Here is a 15,718-nt window from a genome sequence, read left to right as displayed (position 1 = left end):
TCATGTCATCCATCTCATTTTTTCGTAACGCCCTTATTGCTGGTGGTCTTAGCTTACTCATTACCCCTTCTGCGCTTAGCTCCGTATGGATTGAAGCAGATGACGCAGAATTGCGAAACAGTCTGATTGTATTAGCTGAATCAGGGCTTATCAAAACACCTATTCAGCAATTTCCAGTTACCTGGAAGAGCTTACTGCCTGAGTTGGATGCGCTTGAATTGAAAGACCTAAGCCCAACCCAGCAATTGGCGTTACGCCATGTACGTCATCAATTGTCACAAGCTCAGAATGGGCCTAAAACACGATGGTATATTGGTGCAACGGATAGTGAACAAGTCGTTCAGGATTACGGCGACGACACCTATGAAGAAGGTAAAATTAGCCTAAGCCGCAGTATGCACGGTACTAACTGGGCGGCCAGAATTCAGGTGAATTATCGTCAGGACCCTTTTGAAGGCGACCACAAAAAGACTCTGGATGGCAGTTACTTAGCTTACAACCTGAATGACTGGAGTTTCAGTCTGGATTCACTGCCACTGCGTTGGGGGCCGGCAGAGCACAGCAGCTTGCTGTTTTCTAACAATGCCCGCCCTATGCCCAAAATTCGAATCGATTACGCTCCTGATTATCCGCCTGCCGGAATGAATCCATTCAAAATCAGTTTATTCAGTGCCTATCAGGACGATGGATACAGCGACCATTATCGGGTCAGCGGCATCCGCTTTTCCAGTCAGTTATTTCAGCATTTATGGTTTGGTATAAGCGCCATTGAGCAGAGCGGCGACAACCGCCCCGACAACCGGATGTTGACCGCCGATGCCAGAACCGGTTTCGACTGGGGGACTCATCAGTTTTCAGCTTACGCAGAACTGGGTATTGACCGAAAACTGGAAACCGACGACAAACCGGTATATACCCTGGGCGCACAATGGATGACAGGCTCTAAAGAACGTCGTCATAGCTTCACGGTTGAATACAGTCAGTTAGACGGCGGAGAAGAACACGACTTTTATTCACTGGACGAAAACCAACGACAATACTTTCTGAACCACCAGCGTAATCCCGGCTCGCCTTTCCCCCGTGAGAGTCAGACTGTATCTGCCAGCTATCGCCAGTTTTCAGCCGACGGTTCTGCCTGGACGGCGCTGGTCAGTCATAGTAAAGAAAAAGATGATGACACTCTGTCACGGGCTTTACTGCGGCGCACTGAACCTGCTTTTTCGGGGTTAGTTAAACTCTCTCTGCAATACCTTGACGGCAGCAATTACGACGGCGAAGTGGGCGTTCAATTGAGTGGAGAATGGCGCTTTTAACGCGCCAGCTTCTGCCCTACTCCCAGACTGATGGTGTCCATAACATCAAGCCAGGCTTCATCCAGAGCATTGACTAACGCAGGATAGCCGTCACTTTTCAACGGCATGCTTTCAGTAAAGGTTCCTTTCAGCACCGTCTGGTTATCCTGACTTTTATACTCCCAGTGACCCGCAACAACGGCCCGTGAGTCATTACTTCCATAAAAATCGTCAACCCAAACCGTTAGCTTGCCTTCGCAATTGTCAGCCAGCAAAAGGCGCTGAGCACTACGCTGAAGTTGATGCGCCAGAGGCGTACTCCAACGGTGCTGCCGGGCACTATGCCAGCGGGTTTCATCCTGCTGTAGCTGCAACCCGGGTTTCGCCGCTGAATCACCCACAAATACAGGACGCTTATCCGCATGACACAAGGCTTCCGCGGACTCACTCAAATGTGGAAGTCGATATTGCGTTATCTCATATGAGTTAGAGGAACACCCGGCGAGCAACGCAATTGCTGCACCAGTAACAAACGGCTTGAGTATTTTTGGAAAAGAATATCTGCTATTCATAAGCTTTCGGCTCCGGATCGGGCTCTATAGATGGGCTAAAAATAAGCGAGTTCGGCTGTTCCTGTAACAACTCAATTACCGGTTTTAACTCACGTGAGAGCTGCTCAATTTCAGTTAACGTTTGATTCAGCTGCTGTCGTGTCGGGGAACCTTCATTAAAACTGCCGGTAAGCTCTTTCAGCTGAATAAGATTTTGCTGCAATAACTGAGGCAATTGCTTCATTTGTGGTTGCTCAACAATAGCCGCCAAACTTTCCGACACACTATCAAGCTTCCTGGCCGTACTGTCGACCGAACTCATCGCTGCCGAAAAGTCATTAAGTCCTTGCTCCAGTGGCAACTGATTGAACTTATCCAATAGCGCCGTTAACTTTTCTTCCAGTCGAGTGAAGTCACTAGCCATTGCCGGCATAACCGGGTATCCGGCAAATATATCGTCGCCACTTTTCTCACCTGCGTTCGGATAAAAGCGAACATCGACAAATAAGGTATTGGTTAACAAGTTAGAGGCTCGGATATTCGCTCTTAAACCCTGCTTAAATAATTCTGGCAAACGTCTTTCCCAGTTTTCAATATCGGTATCGGCCACCAACCCTCTTAGGCGCTCAGGTTCAAAGCGAATAAGAATGGGAATACGTTTTAAAGGAGCTTCATCACCGTTTTCCGGGAACCAACGCAGCGGCACCTCTCTTACCGTGCCAACACGCACCCCTTTAAATTGAACAGGAGCTCCTTTTTCAAGACCCGCAATAGACTCATCCAGTAAAACAACGTAATCAATACCGTGAATATAGCCTTGCTGTTTTGCTTCCTCCAGACTTTCAAACAGCTCAAACTCCTGTTCACTGGTAAGCTTATCCCCCCGTGGCTGTCCTTCAGGAACACCAAAAGTCACACTGGCTCCCAATAGGGACTCGATGGAGCCCAAAGCCAAGTCCAGTCCCTGAGAATTCCACTGAATAGAAACCCCCCGCTGCAACCAGAACCGCGTATTTTCGGTAATAAGCTCATCATAAGGAGCCTTCACAAAAATTTGATATCGAGTTTGTCGTTCATCGACCTGAAACTCCGACTGCTCTACCTGACCAACGGTGAAACCTTGATATTGCACTGAGTCACCTACTGTTACGCTGGTTTGCCCCTCGCTGGTCAAATTTAACCGGCGCCCTGGAGTTTCTTGAGAAGTAACAGGTGGCTGTTCCAGTGCTTTAAAATGCGACTGCTGCTCCTTAGAGTCTCCTGGCTGCAAACGAATATAAGCACCTGATAGTAAAGTTCCCAACCCGCTAATTCCCTGTCGTCCAATTCTGGGTTTTACTACCCAAATTCGGGTCTCCGAGTTTAACATTCGCTCGGTGCCTTCGTTCATCGCCACTTCTATAACAGCCGAAGAAAAGTCTTCCGACAGGCGCACTTCAGTAACCTGTCCGACGTCTACGTTACGAACTTTCACCTGAGTTTTTCCGGCTTCGATGCCTTCGGCGTCCCCTACCGCCACAGTAATAGTGGGCCCGGTTCCGCGCGTATCCTGCCAAACCATCCAAAGCGCCACAGCAAGAGCCAGCAGCGGTACAATCCAGACCGGTGATATGCCGGAAAATTTGCGGACCTTAGTCGTTGAACTCTCTGTCATTTATCTGCCTCTCGCCAGAATAAGCGTGTATCAAAACTCATCGCTGCAAGCATAGTAAGAACCACAGCTGCCGCGAATGAAACCGCAGCACTGCCCGGATAAACCGACATAACGGAACCACTACGAACCAAAGCTACCAGTATCGCAACAACAAAAATATCGATCATTGACCAGCGCCCTATCCAGTCCGTCAGTTTGAATAAAATAAGACGGTGGCGAACCGTTTGCGGAGTTTGCCAGCGAGCTAATATTAGCAAAGTTATCAGCACCAGTACTTTAGCCACAGGTATAACCAGACTGGCGACAAAAACAATAGCCGCTATTGGTTTATCCCCACTTTGCCATAACTCCGTTACTCCGCCAATTATGGTTGACGGTTGGTCGCTACCAAATCGGACGGTTTCCATAACCGGTAACCAATGCGCTGGAATTAACATAATAGCGCCGGCAGTAATTAACGCGACCGTTGTGCCTGGCCTACGCCACCAGGATGTTTTCTGTGGCTCTGTGCATTGGTAACAAGTATCAGCGTTCTGAGAATTCAGTGCATAACATACCGGGCAAGTCTGTAACCCTTGTTCAAATGCTGTCATTCCGGGTTGACCGTCAGGTGCTGACTGTGACGTTTTAATCAAATGCCGCCAAACGGGTGTCTGTTTCACCCGTTCATAAACGAAAAGTAACAGCACAACAAAGGCGCTAAAGCTCCAGAAGCCCTCCAGTAAGCGAATATCTGCCAGGCTGGAGATCTTAACCAACGCCACCAAAGTGCCAAGCAGGAAAACGTCGGTCATTAACCAAGGTTTTAGATGTTCGGTTAAGCGCAGTAAATATAGACTACTTCGGTTTCGTGCTGCGTTTTTAGCATGACTGTAAACCCAAATCAGGCTCACCAGGTAAATAAACGGAATGAGAATAACCGTTAAAAGAACTAAAACAGCCAATACTTTTTCGTGAAAATAAGAAAGCTGCCACGCAGTGTCCAGTAGGGTCATTGACTGTTCAACACCGGCCGCAGAATAACGAATAAAGTCGACCGATAGACTGGCTAAAAGCATGACCAGAGCCGAGGTGGCTATTGCCACCAAAGTAAAATGCTCTGTTCTCCTGCCATGCTCCAGAACGTACCCGCAACGTGGGCACTCAGCGCGTTCATTCCCGGAAAGAGAGACGAGTCGGCTTACCCAGTCACATTGAGGGCAGCCGACAACATCATTCTTTTCGCTCTGCGTTATCCTGCTCGACGTCATTTTCTTCAGGCTCCGCTGAAATCATGGCTATTACTGTCCAACCCGACTGTGGTATCAATTCCCTTTCAGTGGTAAAAATATGGAGTTTTTCGGCATCGTCCAGCGCAAACATCGGCAACGCACGAGTTCCATACTTCTGCTGGTAGTCTGCAAAACTAAAACTGTCGGTAATAGGTGTCGACTTAATTTTAGCGCCTTTAAAATGCAGGCTTGCAAGCTTTGAATAGGTTACGCTGTCGCCAAATAAGTTTAATGTCTTGCGGTAACTTTCGGTCAACTGATGGCTGGCTCGGTAATCCTGCTCTCCACCGTTTAAACCATGCACTTTTCTGGAACCAAACCAATCCTGATAGTACATAGACACTAAGGGGTTCAGCTGTTTGTAGGGCGACATAACCAACAACTGGCCAAGGCCGGTTAAATCAATATTATTAGCTGCGTGTTCAGAAGCCGGGTTACCAAAATACACAGGTAAGTTATCCATTCGCGCTAACTTGATGTTTTCCCAGTTAGTATCAGCCAGACGCACGGGGATGCCGCTTTCCTGTATGCTTTTTGCAACGGCCCGCGCCATTTGATTAGCACCGAAAATTAAGAAGCCTTTGGCTTGTGGTTCCAGCAGCCCAAGCATTCTGGCTAATGGTTTCGCGGTTAAACTCTGCAATACAACCGTGGTCATTATCACCAGAAAAACCAGTGGAACAACCGCCGCAGCTTCGGTCCAGCCAGATTCTTCCATTTTTAACGCAAATAATGCAGAAACTGCCGCCGCAACAATACCGCGAGGCGCTATCCAGGATAATAAAACCTTATCTTTAAATCTTAATTCGGTTCCTATCGCAGACAACCAAACAGCCAGAGGGCGCACCGCAAACAAAATAATGGCAATTAGAATAACTGCGGGCATTCCCAACGCATCAAACTCTGCAAAATCCAGCCGCGCTGCCAAAATAATGAAAAGCGCAGAAATAAGGAGCACACTGAGAGTTTCCTTAAACTCTAGTATTTCTTCCATATTGAGGTTACGCGTATTGGCCATAACCATACCCATAACCGTAACGGTTAATAAGCCGGATTCATGTTGAATAGCGTTGGATAACGCGAAAACTCCCAGCACTATGGTTAGGGTAGCAACGTTTTGTAAATAATGCGGGAACCAGCCACGACCTAAAGCTAAACCTAACAGGCGAGCAGCGCCCCAGCCCAGAGCAAAACCCAGAGCAATGGTTGTCGCGAAAGCCTGCAACGCGTGCAGGAAAGCGACATCCTGACTGGCAATAATAAACTCGTATACCAATACCGCGAGCAAAGCACCCAGCGGATCAATAATAATGCCTTCCCAGCGTAGAATATTTGCTAACTTATTAATCGGCCGGATAGAGCGTATCATAGGCTGAATAACGGTAGGCCCCGTTACCACAACAAGTGCGCCAAACAAGGCTGAAATTTCCCAGCCATAGCCCATAATAAAGTGCGTTAGCACCGCTATAACAATAAAGGTTACCAGCATGCCTATGCTGACCAGATTGGTTACCATACGGCCATGACCACGAATTTCTTCAAACTTAAGGGTCAGGCTGCCTTCGAATAAAATAACCGCTACCGCTAACGAGACAAAAGGAAATAACAAGTCTTCAAATAGCGAGTCGGGTTCAAGTAACCCCAGAGTAGGCCCTAGCAATAAGCCACAAATTAATAACGGCAGTATTGCCGGCAACTTAATACGCCACGCTAACCACTGACAACTAATGGACAATACGCCAATCAGGGCAAGCATCGATAAGTCAGACATAATTTCTCCGCTGAAAGTAAGTCGTTTTAGAATAGCAGAAGCTAACACTCTGACTACCCTCAAATAGCGAATTTAGATGACTATTTTTTTAAATGAGAATGGCTATCATTATTCGCTTTGTTTGATATAATCGTCGCGTTTCTCTTAAAATAGTTCGTTAAGGAGTCATCTGAAATGCGTAAGTTTCATTCACTACTGGCAATACTTGCTGCGACTTCTGCGACACTGGTGTCCTTCACTAGCGCCGCCGCTGAAGTTAATATTTACTCAGCCCGAAAAGAAGCGCTGATCAAACCCGTTTTGGAAAAATTCACTGAAGAAACCGGCATCGAAGTTAATTTATTAACCGGTAAAGCGGACGCGTTGCTGGCCCGATTGAACTCCGAAGGCGAGAACACCCCGGCGGATCTATTTTTAACCGTTGACGCAGGTGCTCTTCACCGCGCCGTTGAAGCAGACGCGTTTCAGGCGGTAAACTCTGACGAAATTAATTCAGCCGTTCCTTCTCATTTTCGCTCTACCGACAACCTTTGGTTCGGATTAAGTTTACGCGCCCGCCCCATTTTTTACTCGCCAGAGCGCGTTAACCCGGACGAACTGGACTCTTATTTAAGCCTCGCAGATGAAAAATGGAACGACCGTATCTGCATCCGCTCTTCCAATAATCTGTATAACCAGTCGTTAGTTGCTGCGCTAATTGAACACCACGGCGCAGAAAAAACTGAAGAATGGGCAGAAGACTTTGTCGAAAACTTTGCTCGCAAACCCGTTGGTGGCGACCGCGACCAAATTAAAGGCGTAGCTTTTGGTGTTTGTGATATCGCTATTGCCAATACCTATTACTTTGGTCATATGCTGAACTCCGACGACGCAGAAGAGCGTTCAGCGGCCGAAAAAGTTAAAATATTCTGGCCAGCACAGGACAAACAAGGTGCTCATGTAAACGTCTCTGGCATAGGCATTACCAAACACGCTAAAAACGTTGACGAAGCTCAAAAGCTCATCGAGTTCCTGGTCTCTGAAAAATCACAAAAATGGTATGCTCAGGCCAACTATGAATACCCGGTTCGCGAAGGCGTCGAGTGGAGCGAAACACTCCAGCAATGGGGTGACTTTAAGCAGGATGACATTGAAATGGATATTCTGGGTGAGAATAACGGCGACGCCGTGCGTTTAATGAACCGTGCCGGCTGGCGTTAATTTACTACCAGGAGACGTATAGATGAACCGTGGCACGCTGTTGCTGTTTGCCGTCGCGGTCTTGATAGGGCTACCACTCATAGTGGTAGCTTTGTCGTTACTGAACCCTCAATGGGACACTCTGCAACATCTTTGGCAAACCGTGATACCGGAATACATCGGTCATTCAGTGATCTTATTGTTCGCTGTCGGTACCGGTGTCACTTTGCTCGGGGTAAGTACGGCCTGGTGCATTAGTCAATACGATTTTCCCGGCTGGCGTTGGTTAAGCTGGGCGTTATTGCTGCCACTGGCTATGCCTGCCTACATTACAGCTTATACCTATACAAGCCTGCTCGATTATGCCGGCCCGGTACAGGGGGTTATCCGGGACATTTTCTCTGTCAATATAGGTGAGTACTGGTTTCCTGAAATACGCAGCCTGAACGGTGCTATCTTTGTTCTTTGTATTGTTCTTTACCCCTACGTCTACCTTATTACACGCTCCGCTTTCATGCAGCAATCGACAACCGCGTTTGAAAGTGCAAAAACCCTGGGCGCCAGCTCATTAAGAAGTTTCTGGAAAGTTGCTCTGCCACTGGCGCGACCGGCTATAGCAACCGGCGTCACTCTGGCATTAATGGAAACTCTGGCTGATTACGGCACCATGGAATACTTCGGCGTCACAGTGTTTACCACAGGTATCTTTCGCACCTGGTATGGCATTGGCGATGCGCAGGGAGCGCTGCAACTGTCCGCTTTATTGCTGGTATTCGTCATTATTTTGATAATGGTTGAACGTTACTCCAGACGTCGCGCTCGTTTTTATCAACAGCGCTCTGCAACCAAGCCTCCTCAGCGGCGACCACTAAGCGGCTGGCGAGCGGCTCTGGCTTCGCTGGTCTGCTGGCTGCCCGTTGTGCTTGGCTTTGTTATACCAGCGACACAACTGCTCTTGTGGTCGGTTCAGAAATCAGAAATATGGCAGCAAAGCGAATTCTGGATGTTAACCTTCAACACACTCTGGTTAGGCTTATTAGCGGCGTTGATCACTGTTGCTCTGGCATTATGGCTTGCTTACGGTCGCCGGCGCCACCCTACCCGACCTTTACGCGCGGCTATCAGTCTGGCGGGCATGGGCTACGCTATTCCCGGTATTGTTATAGCCGTTGGATTGTTATCGCCTTTAGCCTGGCTAGACAATCAAATTATCAGTATCAGCGAATGGTTATTCGACTTTAATCCCGGTTTATTATTCTCTGGTACCGTTGTCGCGCTTTTGTTTGCCTACAGTGTCCGGTTTTTATCGGTGTCCTTGCAAACCGTTAACTCGGGGCTGGAACAAATCACACCGCAAATGGACGATACAGCGAGAACTCTGGGCGCCAGCGGTAAACGTATTTTATGGCGGGTTCACTTACCCTTGCTTCGCAGCCCGTTATTGGCGGCGTTAATTTTGGTGCTGGTCGATGTGATGAAAGAACTGCCCGCCACGCTGGTATTACGTCCATTTGATTTTAACACTCTGGCAGTGCGCGCATTCGAAATGGCCTCTGATGAACGCTTAGCTGATGCCGGGCCCCCCGCATTGATGATTGTCGCAGTCGGGCTAATTCCGGTTATTATGCTGTCCCGGGCCTTACGCAGTAAAACACTGAAAGCAGGAGAGTAAATGAGCACATTACTGAATATTGACGCAGTCAGCATCCAGCTCTCCGGTGACCTCATCGTCGACAGACTGAGTTTGTCTCTGGAGCCGGGTGAGATAGGTTGCCTGCTAGGCCCCAGTGGCTGTGGGAAAACCACTTTGCTGCGCGCTATTGCCGGCTTTATTCCGGTTTCCGGCGGACAAGTTGAGCTGCACGGAAAAACGGTCTCATCCAGCCAGGTGCAAATACCAACCGAGCAAAGAGAAGTTGGTATGATGTTCCAGGATTTTTCATTATTCCCCCACTTAACTGTGGCCGACAATATCCGTTTTGGCATTAATCGATTACCCAAAAAGCAGCAGGAAGAGCGAGTTAAAGAGCTGCTCATCCGCATTGGTCTTAACGGTTATCAAAATCGCTACCCGCACGAGTTATCCGGAGGACAACAACAACGGATTGCTCTGGCCCGCGCTCTGGCTCCGAAACCTAAATTGATGCTGCTTGATGAGCCCTTCTCCAGTCTTGATGCCGAACTACGCGAAGTGCTGGCTCACGACGTAAGACGATTGCTAAAAGAAGAAGGTATTACCGCATTACTGGTGACTCATGATCAGCAAGAAGCTTTTGCTATGGCAGATAAATCCGGCGTGATGTATTCAGGTCAGCTACTGCAGTGGGAAACGCCTTATGCCCTTTATCATCAACCAACGCATCAACTGGTCGCCGACTTTATTGGCCGCGGCGTTTTGCTGAATGGCGAAATAAGAGAACATCAATTACATTGTGCATTTGGAATCATAGAGCACTCTCAGTTGCACAACAAACCCGACATGAGTGTTAACTTTTTAGTTCGCCCCGATGATGTATTAATTAATAACGATAGCAGTATGCAGGCCATAGTGGTTGGCTGCGGTTTTCGTGGTTCGCATTATCTCTATACTCTGGAGCTGGCCGACACCAGTCACGTGTTGGCGGTCGGTCCATCACACCAACCGTTAAAAACAGGCGAACAAATTGGAATTGATATCGACTTTGATCATTTGGTCGTATTCGACTCGTCTTTGTGCGAGTTGCCCGACTAACTGATGCGTAAAACAAATGACAAGTTGAATACCTCACTATAGACTCTGAATAATTGTCATATGTGAGGATTCTATGGATTTTTTAATTGACGCATGGGATTTCAGTCAACATCCCGCAAAACAACTTCAGTCGCCATCGCGCGCCACAGAAAACACCTGGTTTCATTTTCAGCGTGATGCCGAAGGGTTAACCGAATGGTTAACTCAAGCCGGTATACCAGAACCTCTTATTGATGCGGTACTGGAAGAAGATACCCGTCCTCGTTTTCAGCGTTTACCCGACGGTTTTATGCTGTTGCTACGGGGTGTTAATTTAAACACGGGTGAATCTCCCGAAGACATGCTCAGTCTGCGCCTACTGTATTATAAAGGCGCGTTGTACAGCTTTCGTAAACGTCCTTTTTTATCCGTAGCAAAATTGCGTGAGCAACTTGGTCAACAAATAGGGCCGGAGTCGTTACACGACTTTATCGTTGCCCTCATTGAGCAATTAAACTTACGAATTGAAGATGTGGTGTCCTCAGCGGAGCAAAAATTGGAAGCTATTGAGGGTGAAGGCTTTGATAATACCGCATCGGTTCAGATAAAACTCACCGCTTTGCATCGTCGTCTGTTACGCCTTAACCGCTTTATCCGCCCGCAGTTGGCCGCTTTAGAAAAACTCAGTACCGAAACCGAAAAGGTTATGAGCACAGAGTTGCACCAATGGCTTATCAACGAGCGCGATACCACTCAGCGCTTATTCGAGCAAATTGACCTGATGCTGGAGCAAATCTGGATGCAGCGCGAGCAACTGCAGCAGGCCATAGCCGAAAAAATGAATCGCAACACCTATTGGCTCTCGGTTATTGCCGGAGTGTTTTTACCCCTCAGTTTTTTAACCGGTGTTTTTGGAATAAACATTGGTGGTATGCCCGGGGTAGAAAGCGAAGGTGCATTTATGATTTTCTGTGGTGCGCTGGTAATTATCGCGATTGTCGAATTCCTGTTGTTGAGACGCCTGAGATTCTGGTAAACCTGACTTATATCAAAGCGGTTTAGACCTAAGTCGAATAGGAAATTTAAGCCAACAGAATATGCTTAAAGGCTCTGCATAAAAGGATTTGAGGTAGTGCTATGCAAGCCTATAAAAACGTTTACTCCGAAGCTCAGCAAGATCCTGAAGGTTTTTGGCTGGAGCAAGCGCGTCGCTTAAATTGGTTCAAAATGCCTAAAGTCGCAGCCCGGGTCAAAAAGAATGGACTGGCAGACTGGTTTCCGGATGGCGAAGTTAACATCAGTTATTTAGCACTCGATGCACAAATTGAAGCAGGCCGCGGCGAGCAAGTCGCTTTGTATTACGACTCACCGGTTACCGAAAGTAAAACCAGTTACACCTTTAATCAGTTACGGGAGCAGGTTGCCTGCTTTGCTCATGTGCTGAAGCAACACGGCGTAGAAAAAGGCGACCGGGTTATTATTTATCTCCCTATGATACCGCAAGCCGCTATTGCAATGCTGGCCTGCGCTCGCATTGGGGCCATTCACTCCGTCGTTTTTGGTGGCTTTGCTGCGCACGAACTGGCTGTTCGCATCGACGACGCGGCTCCCAAACTCATTATCACCGCGTCTTGTGGTATTGAGGGGACCAAAGTTCTGCCCTACAAACCTATTGTGGATAAAGCTCTGGCTGAAGCGAGCTACAAACCGCGCACTATTGTCTACCAGCGCGAGCAGTGCCAGGCAGAAATGCAAGAAGGTCAGGACACCAACTGGGAACAGGCATTAGCGACAGCAAGCCCTGTAGAAGCTGTTCCTCTACCGGCAACTCATCCTCTTTATATTCTCTATACCTCGGGCACTACGGGCAAGCCGAAAGGCGTTGTGCGCGACCACGGTGGTTATGCCGTTGCCCTGAATTTTTCTATGAATTACGTTTACGGATTAAAGCCGGGGGAAGTCTTCTTCACGGCATCCGATGTGGGCTGGGTCGTTGGTCACTCTTATATTGTTTATGGTCCGCTGCTCTTTGGCTGCAGCAGTGTACTCTACGAGGGCAAGCCGGTTAATACGCCAGACGCAGGAGCCTTCTGGCGCATAGTTCAGGACTATAACGTCAGCGCCATCTTTTCTGCTCCTACGGCTTTCCGGGCAATAAAAAAAGAAGACCCTGAAGGCGAATTTATTCAGCGCTATAACCTAAGCTCACTGAAACGCATTTACATGGCCGGAGAGCGTTTAGATCCGGCTACCTATGAATGGACAACCGAATTAACCGACTTGCCGGTTTACGATCACTGGTGGCAGACCGAGAGCGGCTGGCCAATGTGCGCTAACCCTGTTGGTATTGAAGCGGTAAAAGTAAAACCTGGCTCTTCCACCTTTCCGGTTCCCGGCTATGAAATCAGTGTCCTCGACCCACTGGGAAAAAGTTTAGGCAGCAAAGAAGAAGGGGCAATTTGTGTACGCTTACCTTTACCTCCCGGATGTCTGACTACCGTATGGGGCGATGAACAGCGGCTGCACAGTAGTTACCTCAACGCCTTTCCGGGTTATTACTGCAGTGGCGACGGAGGGTACATCGACGAACAAGGCTATGTTTTTATCATGGGCCGTACAGACGATGTAATAAACGTTGCAGGCCATCGCTTGTCTACCGGAGAAATGGAAGAAATTCTAGCCGCTCACAAAGACGTTGCAGAATGTGCCGTTGTCGCCCAACCCGACGAACTAAAAGGTGAATTGCCGGTTGGTTTTGTTATTCTTAAAAACGCCTCCACTATTGGTCACGAGCAATTGCAACAGGAACTTATCCAGTCAATACGAGCAGAAATTGGCGCTATTGCCTGTCTTAAAACCTTACATGTTGTGTCGCGGCTACCTAAAACACGGTCAGGAAAAATACTGAGACGTCTTATTCGGCAGGTATTACAAGGCCAGGATGTCGCTGTTCCTTCAACCATTGATGATCCGTCAAGTATTGATGCTATTAAGGAAACCATGCGTTAAACTAGCGCCCTTTCTTTTAAACAGGATCAGGGTGTTATGACGTTATCGATTGTTGCGGTCATTATAGGTTTGGCTGTTTTGGTCTGGAGTGCCGACCGCTTTGTTGAAGGTGCAGCCGCAGTAGCAAAACATCTGGGCATGGCGCCATTAGTTATCGGTATGGTCATTATAGGCTTCGGTACATCGGCGCCGGAAATGGTCGTATCGGCATTGGCGTCAATGCAGGGCAACCCCGCATTAGCACTGGGTAACGCTTATGGCTCGAACATAACCAACATAGCGCTGGTTTTAGGTATTACCGCCATGCTCGCCCCTATTGCGGTTAAATCTGTGGTTATCCGCCGTGAAATGCCAGTGCTAATCGCAATAACCCTGTTAAGCGCCCTCTTTTTGCTCGACTATCAAATTACCAGACTGGAAGCTATTCTTCTGTTAGTTGTTTTTGTTGGCTACATGGGCTGGTCAATCTGGATAGGTTCAAAAAGCAGCGACGACAGCTTAGCCGCGGAATTCACCGAAGAACTGGACGCAAACCCTCTGCCAATGAAGCCCGCTATTATTTGGCTTATTGTGGGCTTATTGCTGCTCATTGTCAGTTCACGTGCTTTAGTGTGGGGCGCCGTAAACATTGCGGTATCACTCGGCGTCAGCGATTTAGTCATAGGCTTAACTGTAGTCGCCATTGGTACCTCCTTACCAGAGCTTGCTTCCGCCATTGCGGCAACCCGCAAGAATGAGCACGACCTGGCACTGGGCAACGTTATCGGCTCTAATATGTTCAATACTCTGGCTGTGGTGGGTATTGCCGGTGCTATCGAGCCGGTTTCGCTTGAGCCTCTGGTATTAAGTCGCGACTGGGTTGCTATGGCTGTACTGACATTACTGCTAATGGTCTTTGGTATTCGCAAGGCACGACAAGGGCGAATTAACCGCGTACACGGGTTTATCTTTATCTGCCTGTACTTGCTCTACACATTGTACTTGTTGAAAACCGGCTTCATCGCCCCGCAATAAAACACTATTGCAAATCGTTCGCATTTAACATAGACTGTCACTATCAAGTGAGGTGATAGTCTATGTATGTTTGTCTTTGTAAAGGTATTAACGATAAAGTCATCCATCAGGCCGTAGTTTCTGGTGAGGTGAACTCAATGCGAGACTTACGCCAGCAATACGGTGTAGCCTCACAGTGCGGCTGTTGTAAAAACTGTGCCAAAGATGTTCTTCACAAAGCCCTCGAACAACGTTCTAATCAAGCAGGTAAAGAGACTCAACTTCCGGTTTCCGTATGCTACACTTAATTCATACCTAGTGAATTAAGGAGTAATACGGCTATGAAAGGTGATGCTAAAGTCATCCAGCAACTGAATAAAATACTGACGCTCAAACTTACCGCTATTAATCAGTACTTTCTTCATGCCCGCATGTATCGTAACTGGGGCTTCGAAAGTTTGAACAAGCCTGTTTATAAAGCCTCTATTAACGAAATGAAGCACGCCGATGTGCTTATCGAACGCATTTTGTTCCTGGAAGGCATTCCTAATTTGCAGGAACTGGGTAAGTTATACGTTGGTGAAGACCCAAGAGAAATGCTGGAAATGGACCACAAAGTCCAGTTTAATGATGTCAGCGCAATACGCGAAGCCATAAAAGAGTGTGAGATACACAAAGACTATGTCAGCCGTAACGCATTACGCGATATTCTCGACTCGCAGGAAGAGCATCTCGACTGGATTGAAACTCAAATTGATTTGATATCGCGCCTGGGTAACGAGGTCTATTTGCAAACAAAAATTCAAGGAGCTGAATAATGCGCAGAGATAACAATGTCGTTGAGCAACTAAATCGCCTGCTGGCCTTTGAACTCACGTCAATTGACCAGTACACCTCACATTCGCGTCAGTACGAAGACATGGGTTTAATGAAGCTTTATGAGCGCATTAACCATGAAATTGACGACGAGCGCGGTCATGCAGACTTGCTCATTCGCAGAATTTTATTCCTGGAAGGCAAACCCAACATGAGCAATCGCGAACCTCATACCATAGGTTCGGATGTTCGGGAGATGCTGGAAAACGATCTACAGCTTGAGCACAACAACGCCAAAACACTGCGTGAAGTCATTGAATACTGCGAAGAAGTTGACGATTACGTTACTCGCGAAATGCTGGTCGGTATTTTAAAAGATACCGAAGAAGATCACGCGTACTGGCTACAGATACAACTGAACTTAATGGATCGACTGGGTGAGCAGCTGTATTTACAAAGCATGATGTAATCC

14 protein-coding genes are annotated in these 15,718 nt (G+C 47.8%); 10 read left to right on the top strand and 4 right to left on the bottom strand.

What is annotated here, in order from left to right:
• Nucleotides 1-2: 2 nt before the first annotated feature.
• Entirely contained in the window at nucleotides 3-1,313 is a 1,311-nt protein-coding gene (locus DET62_RS00845; RefSeq protein ID WP_110012667.1) for a capsule assembly Wzi family protein, read from the top strand.
• Here the strand turns inward: DET62_RS00845 and DET62_RS00840 are convergent.
• The 4 genes from DET62_RS00840 to DET62_RS00825 are packed head-to-tail and all read right to left on the bottom strand — an operon-like array spanning nucleotide 1,310 to nucleotide 6,539.
• Nucleotides 1,310-1,864 carry an ABC-type transport auxiliary lipoprotein family protein gene (locus DET62_RS00840; RefSeq protein WP_110012668.1) on the bottom strand — a complete coding sequence of 185 codons (555 nt, stop codon included), beginning with the start codon at nucleotides 1,862-1,864 and terminating at the stop codon, nucleotides 1,310-1,312. The genes DET62_RS00845 and DET62_RS00840 overlap by 4 nt on opposite strands.
• Complete coding sequence (gene pqiB, locus DET62_RS00835) at nucleotides 1,857-3,497, bottom strand: intermembrane transport protein PqiB (protein WP_110012669.1); 1,641 nt, start codon at nucleotides 3,495-3,497, stop codon at nucleotides 1,857-1,859. The genes DET62_RS00840 and pqiB overlap by 8 nt, the downstream gene beginning before the upstream one ends.
• Complete coding sequence (locus tag DET62_RS00830; RefSeq protein WP_110012670.1) at nucleotides 3,494-4,747, bottom strand: PqiA/YebS family transporter subunit; 1,254 nt, start codon at nucleotides 4,745-4,747, stop codon at nucleotides 3,494-3,496. Before DET62_RS00830 ends, pqiB begins: the two co-directional genes overlap by 4 nt.
• Nucleotides 4,710-6,539, bottom strand: a complete 1,830-nt coding sequence (locus tag DET62_RS00825) for a sodium:proton antiporter (protein WP_110012671.1) — start codon at nucleotides 6,537-6,539, stop codon at nucleotides 4,710-4,712. The genes DET62_RS00830 and DET62_RS00825 overlap by 38 nt, the downstream gene beginning before the upstream one ends.
• Nucleotides 6,540-6,713: 174 nt before the next feature.
• Here DET62_RS00825 and DET62_RS00820 point away from each other — a divergent pair, with 174 nt between their 5' ends.
• From DET62_RS00820 to bfr (DET62_RS00780), 9 genes are all read left to right on the top strand, one after another.
• The gene (locus DET62_RS00820; RefSeq protein WP_110012672.1) at nucleotides 6,714-7,739 is read left to right on the top strand and encodes a Fe(3+) ABC transporter substrate-binding protein; all 1,026 of its coding nucleotides are present in this window, start codon (nucleotides 6,714-6,716) and stop codon (nucleotides 7,737-7,739) included.
• A 22-nt stretch (nucleotides 7,740-7,761) separates the two neighbouring features.
• Nucleotides 7,762-9,390: an iron ABC transporter permease gene (locus DET62_RS00815; RefSeq protein WP_110012673.1), complete on the top strand. Its 1,629-nt coding sequence runs from the start codon at nucleotides 7,762-7,764 to the stop codon at nucleotides 9,388-9,390.
• Nucleotides 9,391-10,449 carry an ABC transporter ATP-binding protein gene (locus DET62_RS00810; protein ID WP_034819897.1) on the top strand — a complete coding sequence of 353 codons (1,059 nt, stop codon included), beginning with the start codon at nucleotides 9,391-9,393 and terminating at the stop codon, nucleotides 10,447-10,449.
• Nucleotides 10,450-10,522: 73 nt separating this feature from the next.
• Nucleotides 10,523-11,464 (top strand): CorA family divalent cation transporter, encoded by a 942-nt coding sequence (locus tag DET62_RS00805; RefSeq protein WP_034819895.1) that lies wholly within the window; start codon nucleotides 10,523-10,525, stop codon nucleotides 11,462-11,464.
• A 101-nt stretch (nucleotides 11,465-11,565) separates the two neighbouring features.
• Nucleotides 11,566-13,437 carry an acetate--CoA ligase gene (locus DET62_RS00800; RefSeq protein ID WP_110012674.1) on the top strand — a complete coding sequence of 624 codons (1,872 nt, stop codon included), beginning with the start codon at nucleotides 11,566-11,568 and terminating at the stop codon, nucleotides 13,435-13,437.
• 36 nt (nucleotides 13,438-13,473) lie between these two features.
• Nucleotides 13,474-14,451: a calcium/sodium antiporter gene (locus tag DET62_RS00795; protein ID WP_110012675.1), complete on the top strand. Its 978-nt coding sequence runs from the start codon at nucleotides 13,474-13,476 to the stop codon at nucleotides 14,449-14,451.
• A 62-nt stretch (nucleotides 14,452-14,513) separates the two neighbouring features.
• Nucleotides 14,514-14,738, top strand: coding sequence for a (2Fe-2S)-binding protein (locus DET62_RS00790; RefSeq protein ID WP_110012676.1), 225 nt, complete (start codon nucleotides 14,514-14,516; stop codon nucleotides 14,736-14,738).
• A gap of 33 nt (nucleotides 14,739-14,771) precedes the next feature.
• The gene (gene bfr, locus DET62_RS00785) at nucleotides 14,772-15,248 is read left to right on the top strand and encodes a bacterioferritin (protein ID WP_034819886.1); all 477 of its coding nucleotides are present in this window, start codon (nucleotides 14,772-14,774) and stop codon (nucleotides 15,246-15,248) included.
• Nucleotides 15,248-15,715 (top strand): bacterioferritin, encoded by a 468-nt coding sequence (gene bfr, locus DET62_RS00780; RefSeq protein ID WP_110012677.1) that lies wholly within the window; start codon nucleotides 15,248-15,250, stop codon nucleotides 15,713-15,715. Before bfr (DET62_RS00785) ends, bfr (DET62_RS00780) begins: the two co-directional genes overlap by 1 nt.
• Nucleotides 15,716-15,718: the final 3 nt, after the last annotated feature.

The organism is Idiomarina sp. H2 (assembly GCF_004364275.1).
GTDB lineage: Bacteria > Pseudomonadota > Gammaproteobacteria > Enterobacterales > Alteromonadaceae > Idiomarina > Idiomarina loihiensis.
The sequence above is the reverse complement of the archived record's forward strand: the minus strand, read 5'-3'. Positions and strand labels throughout refer to the sequence as shown.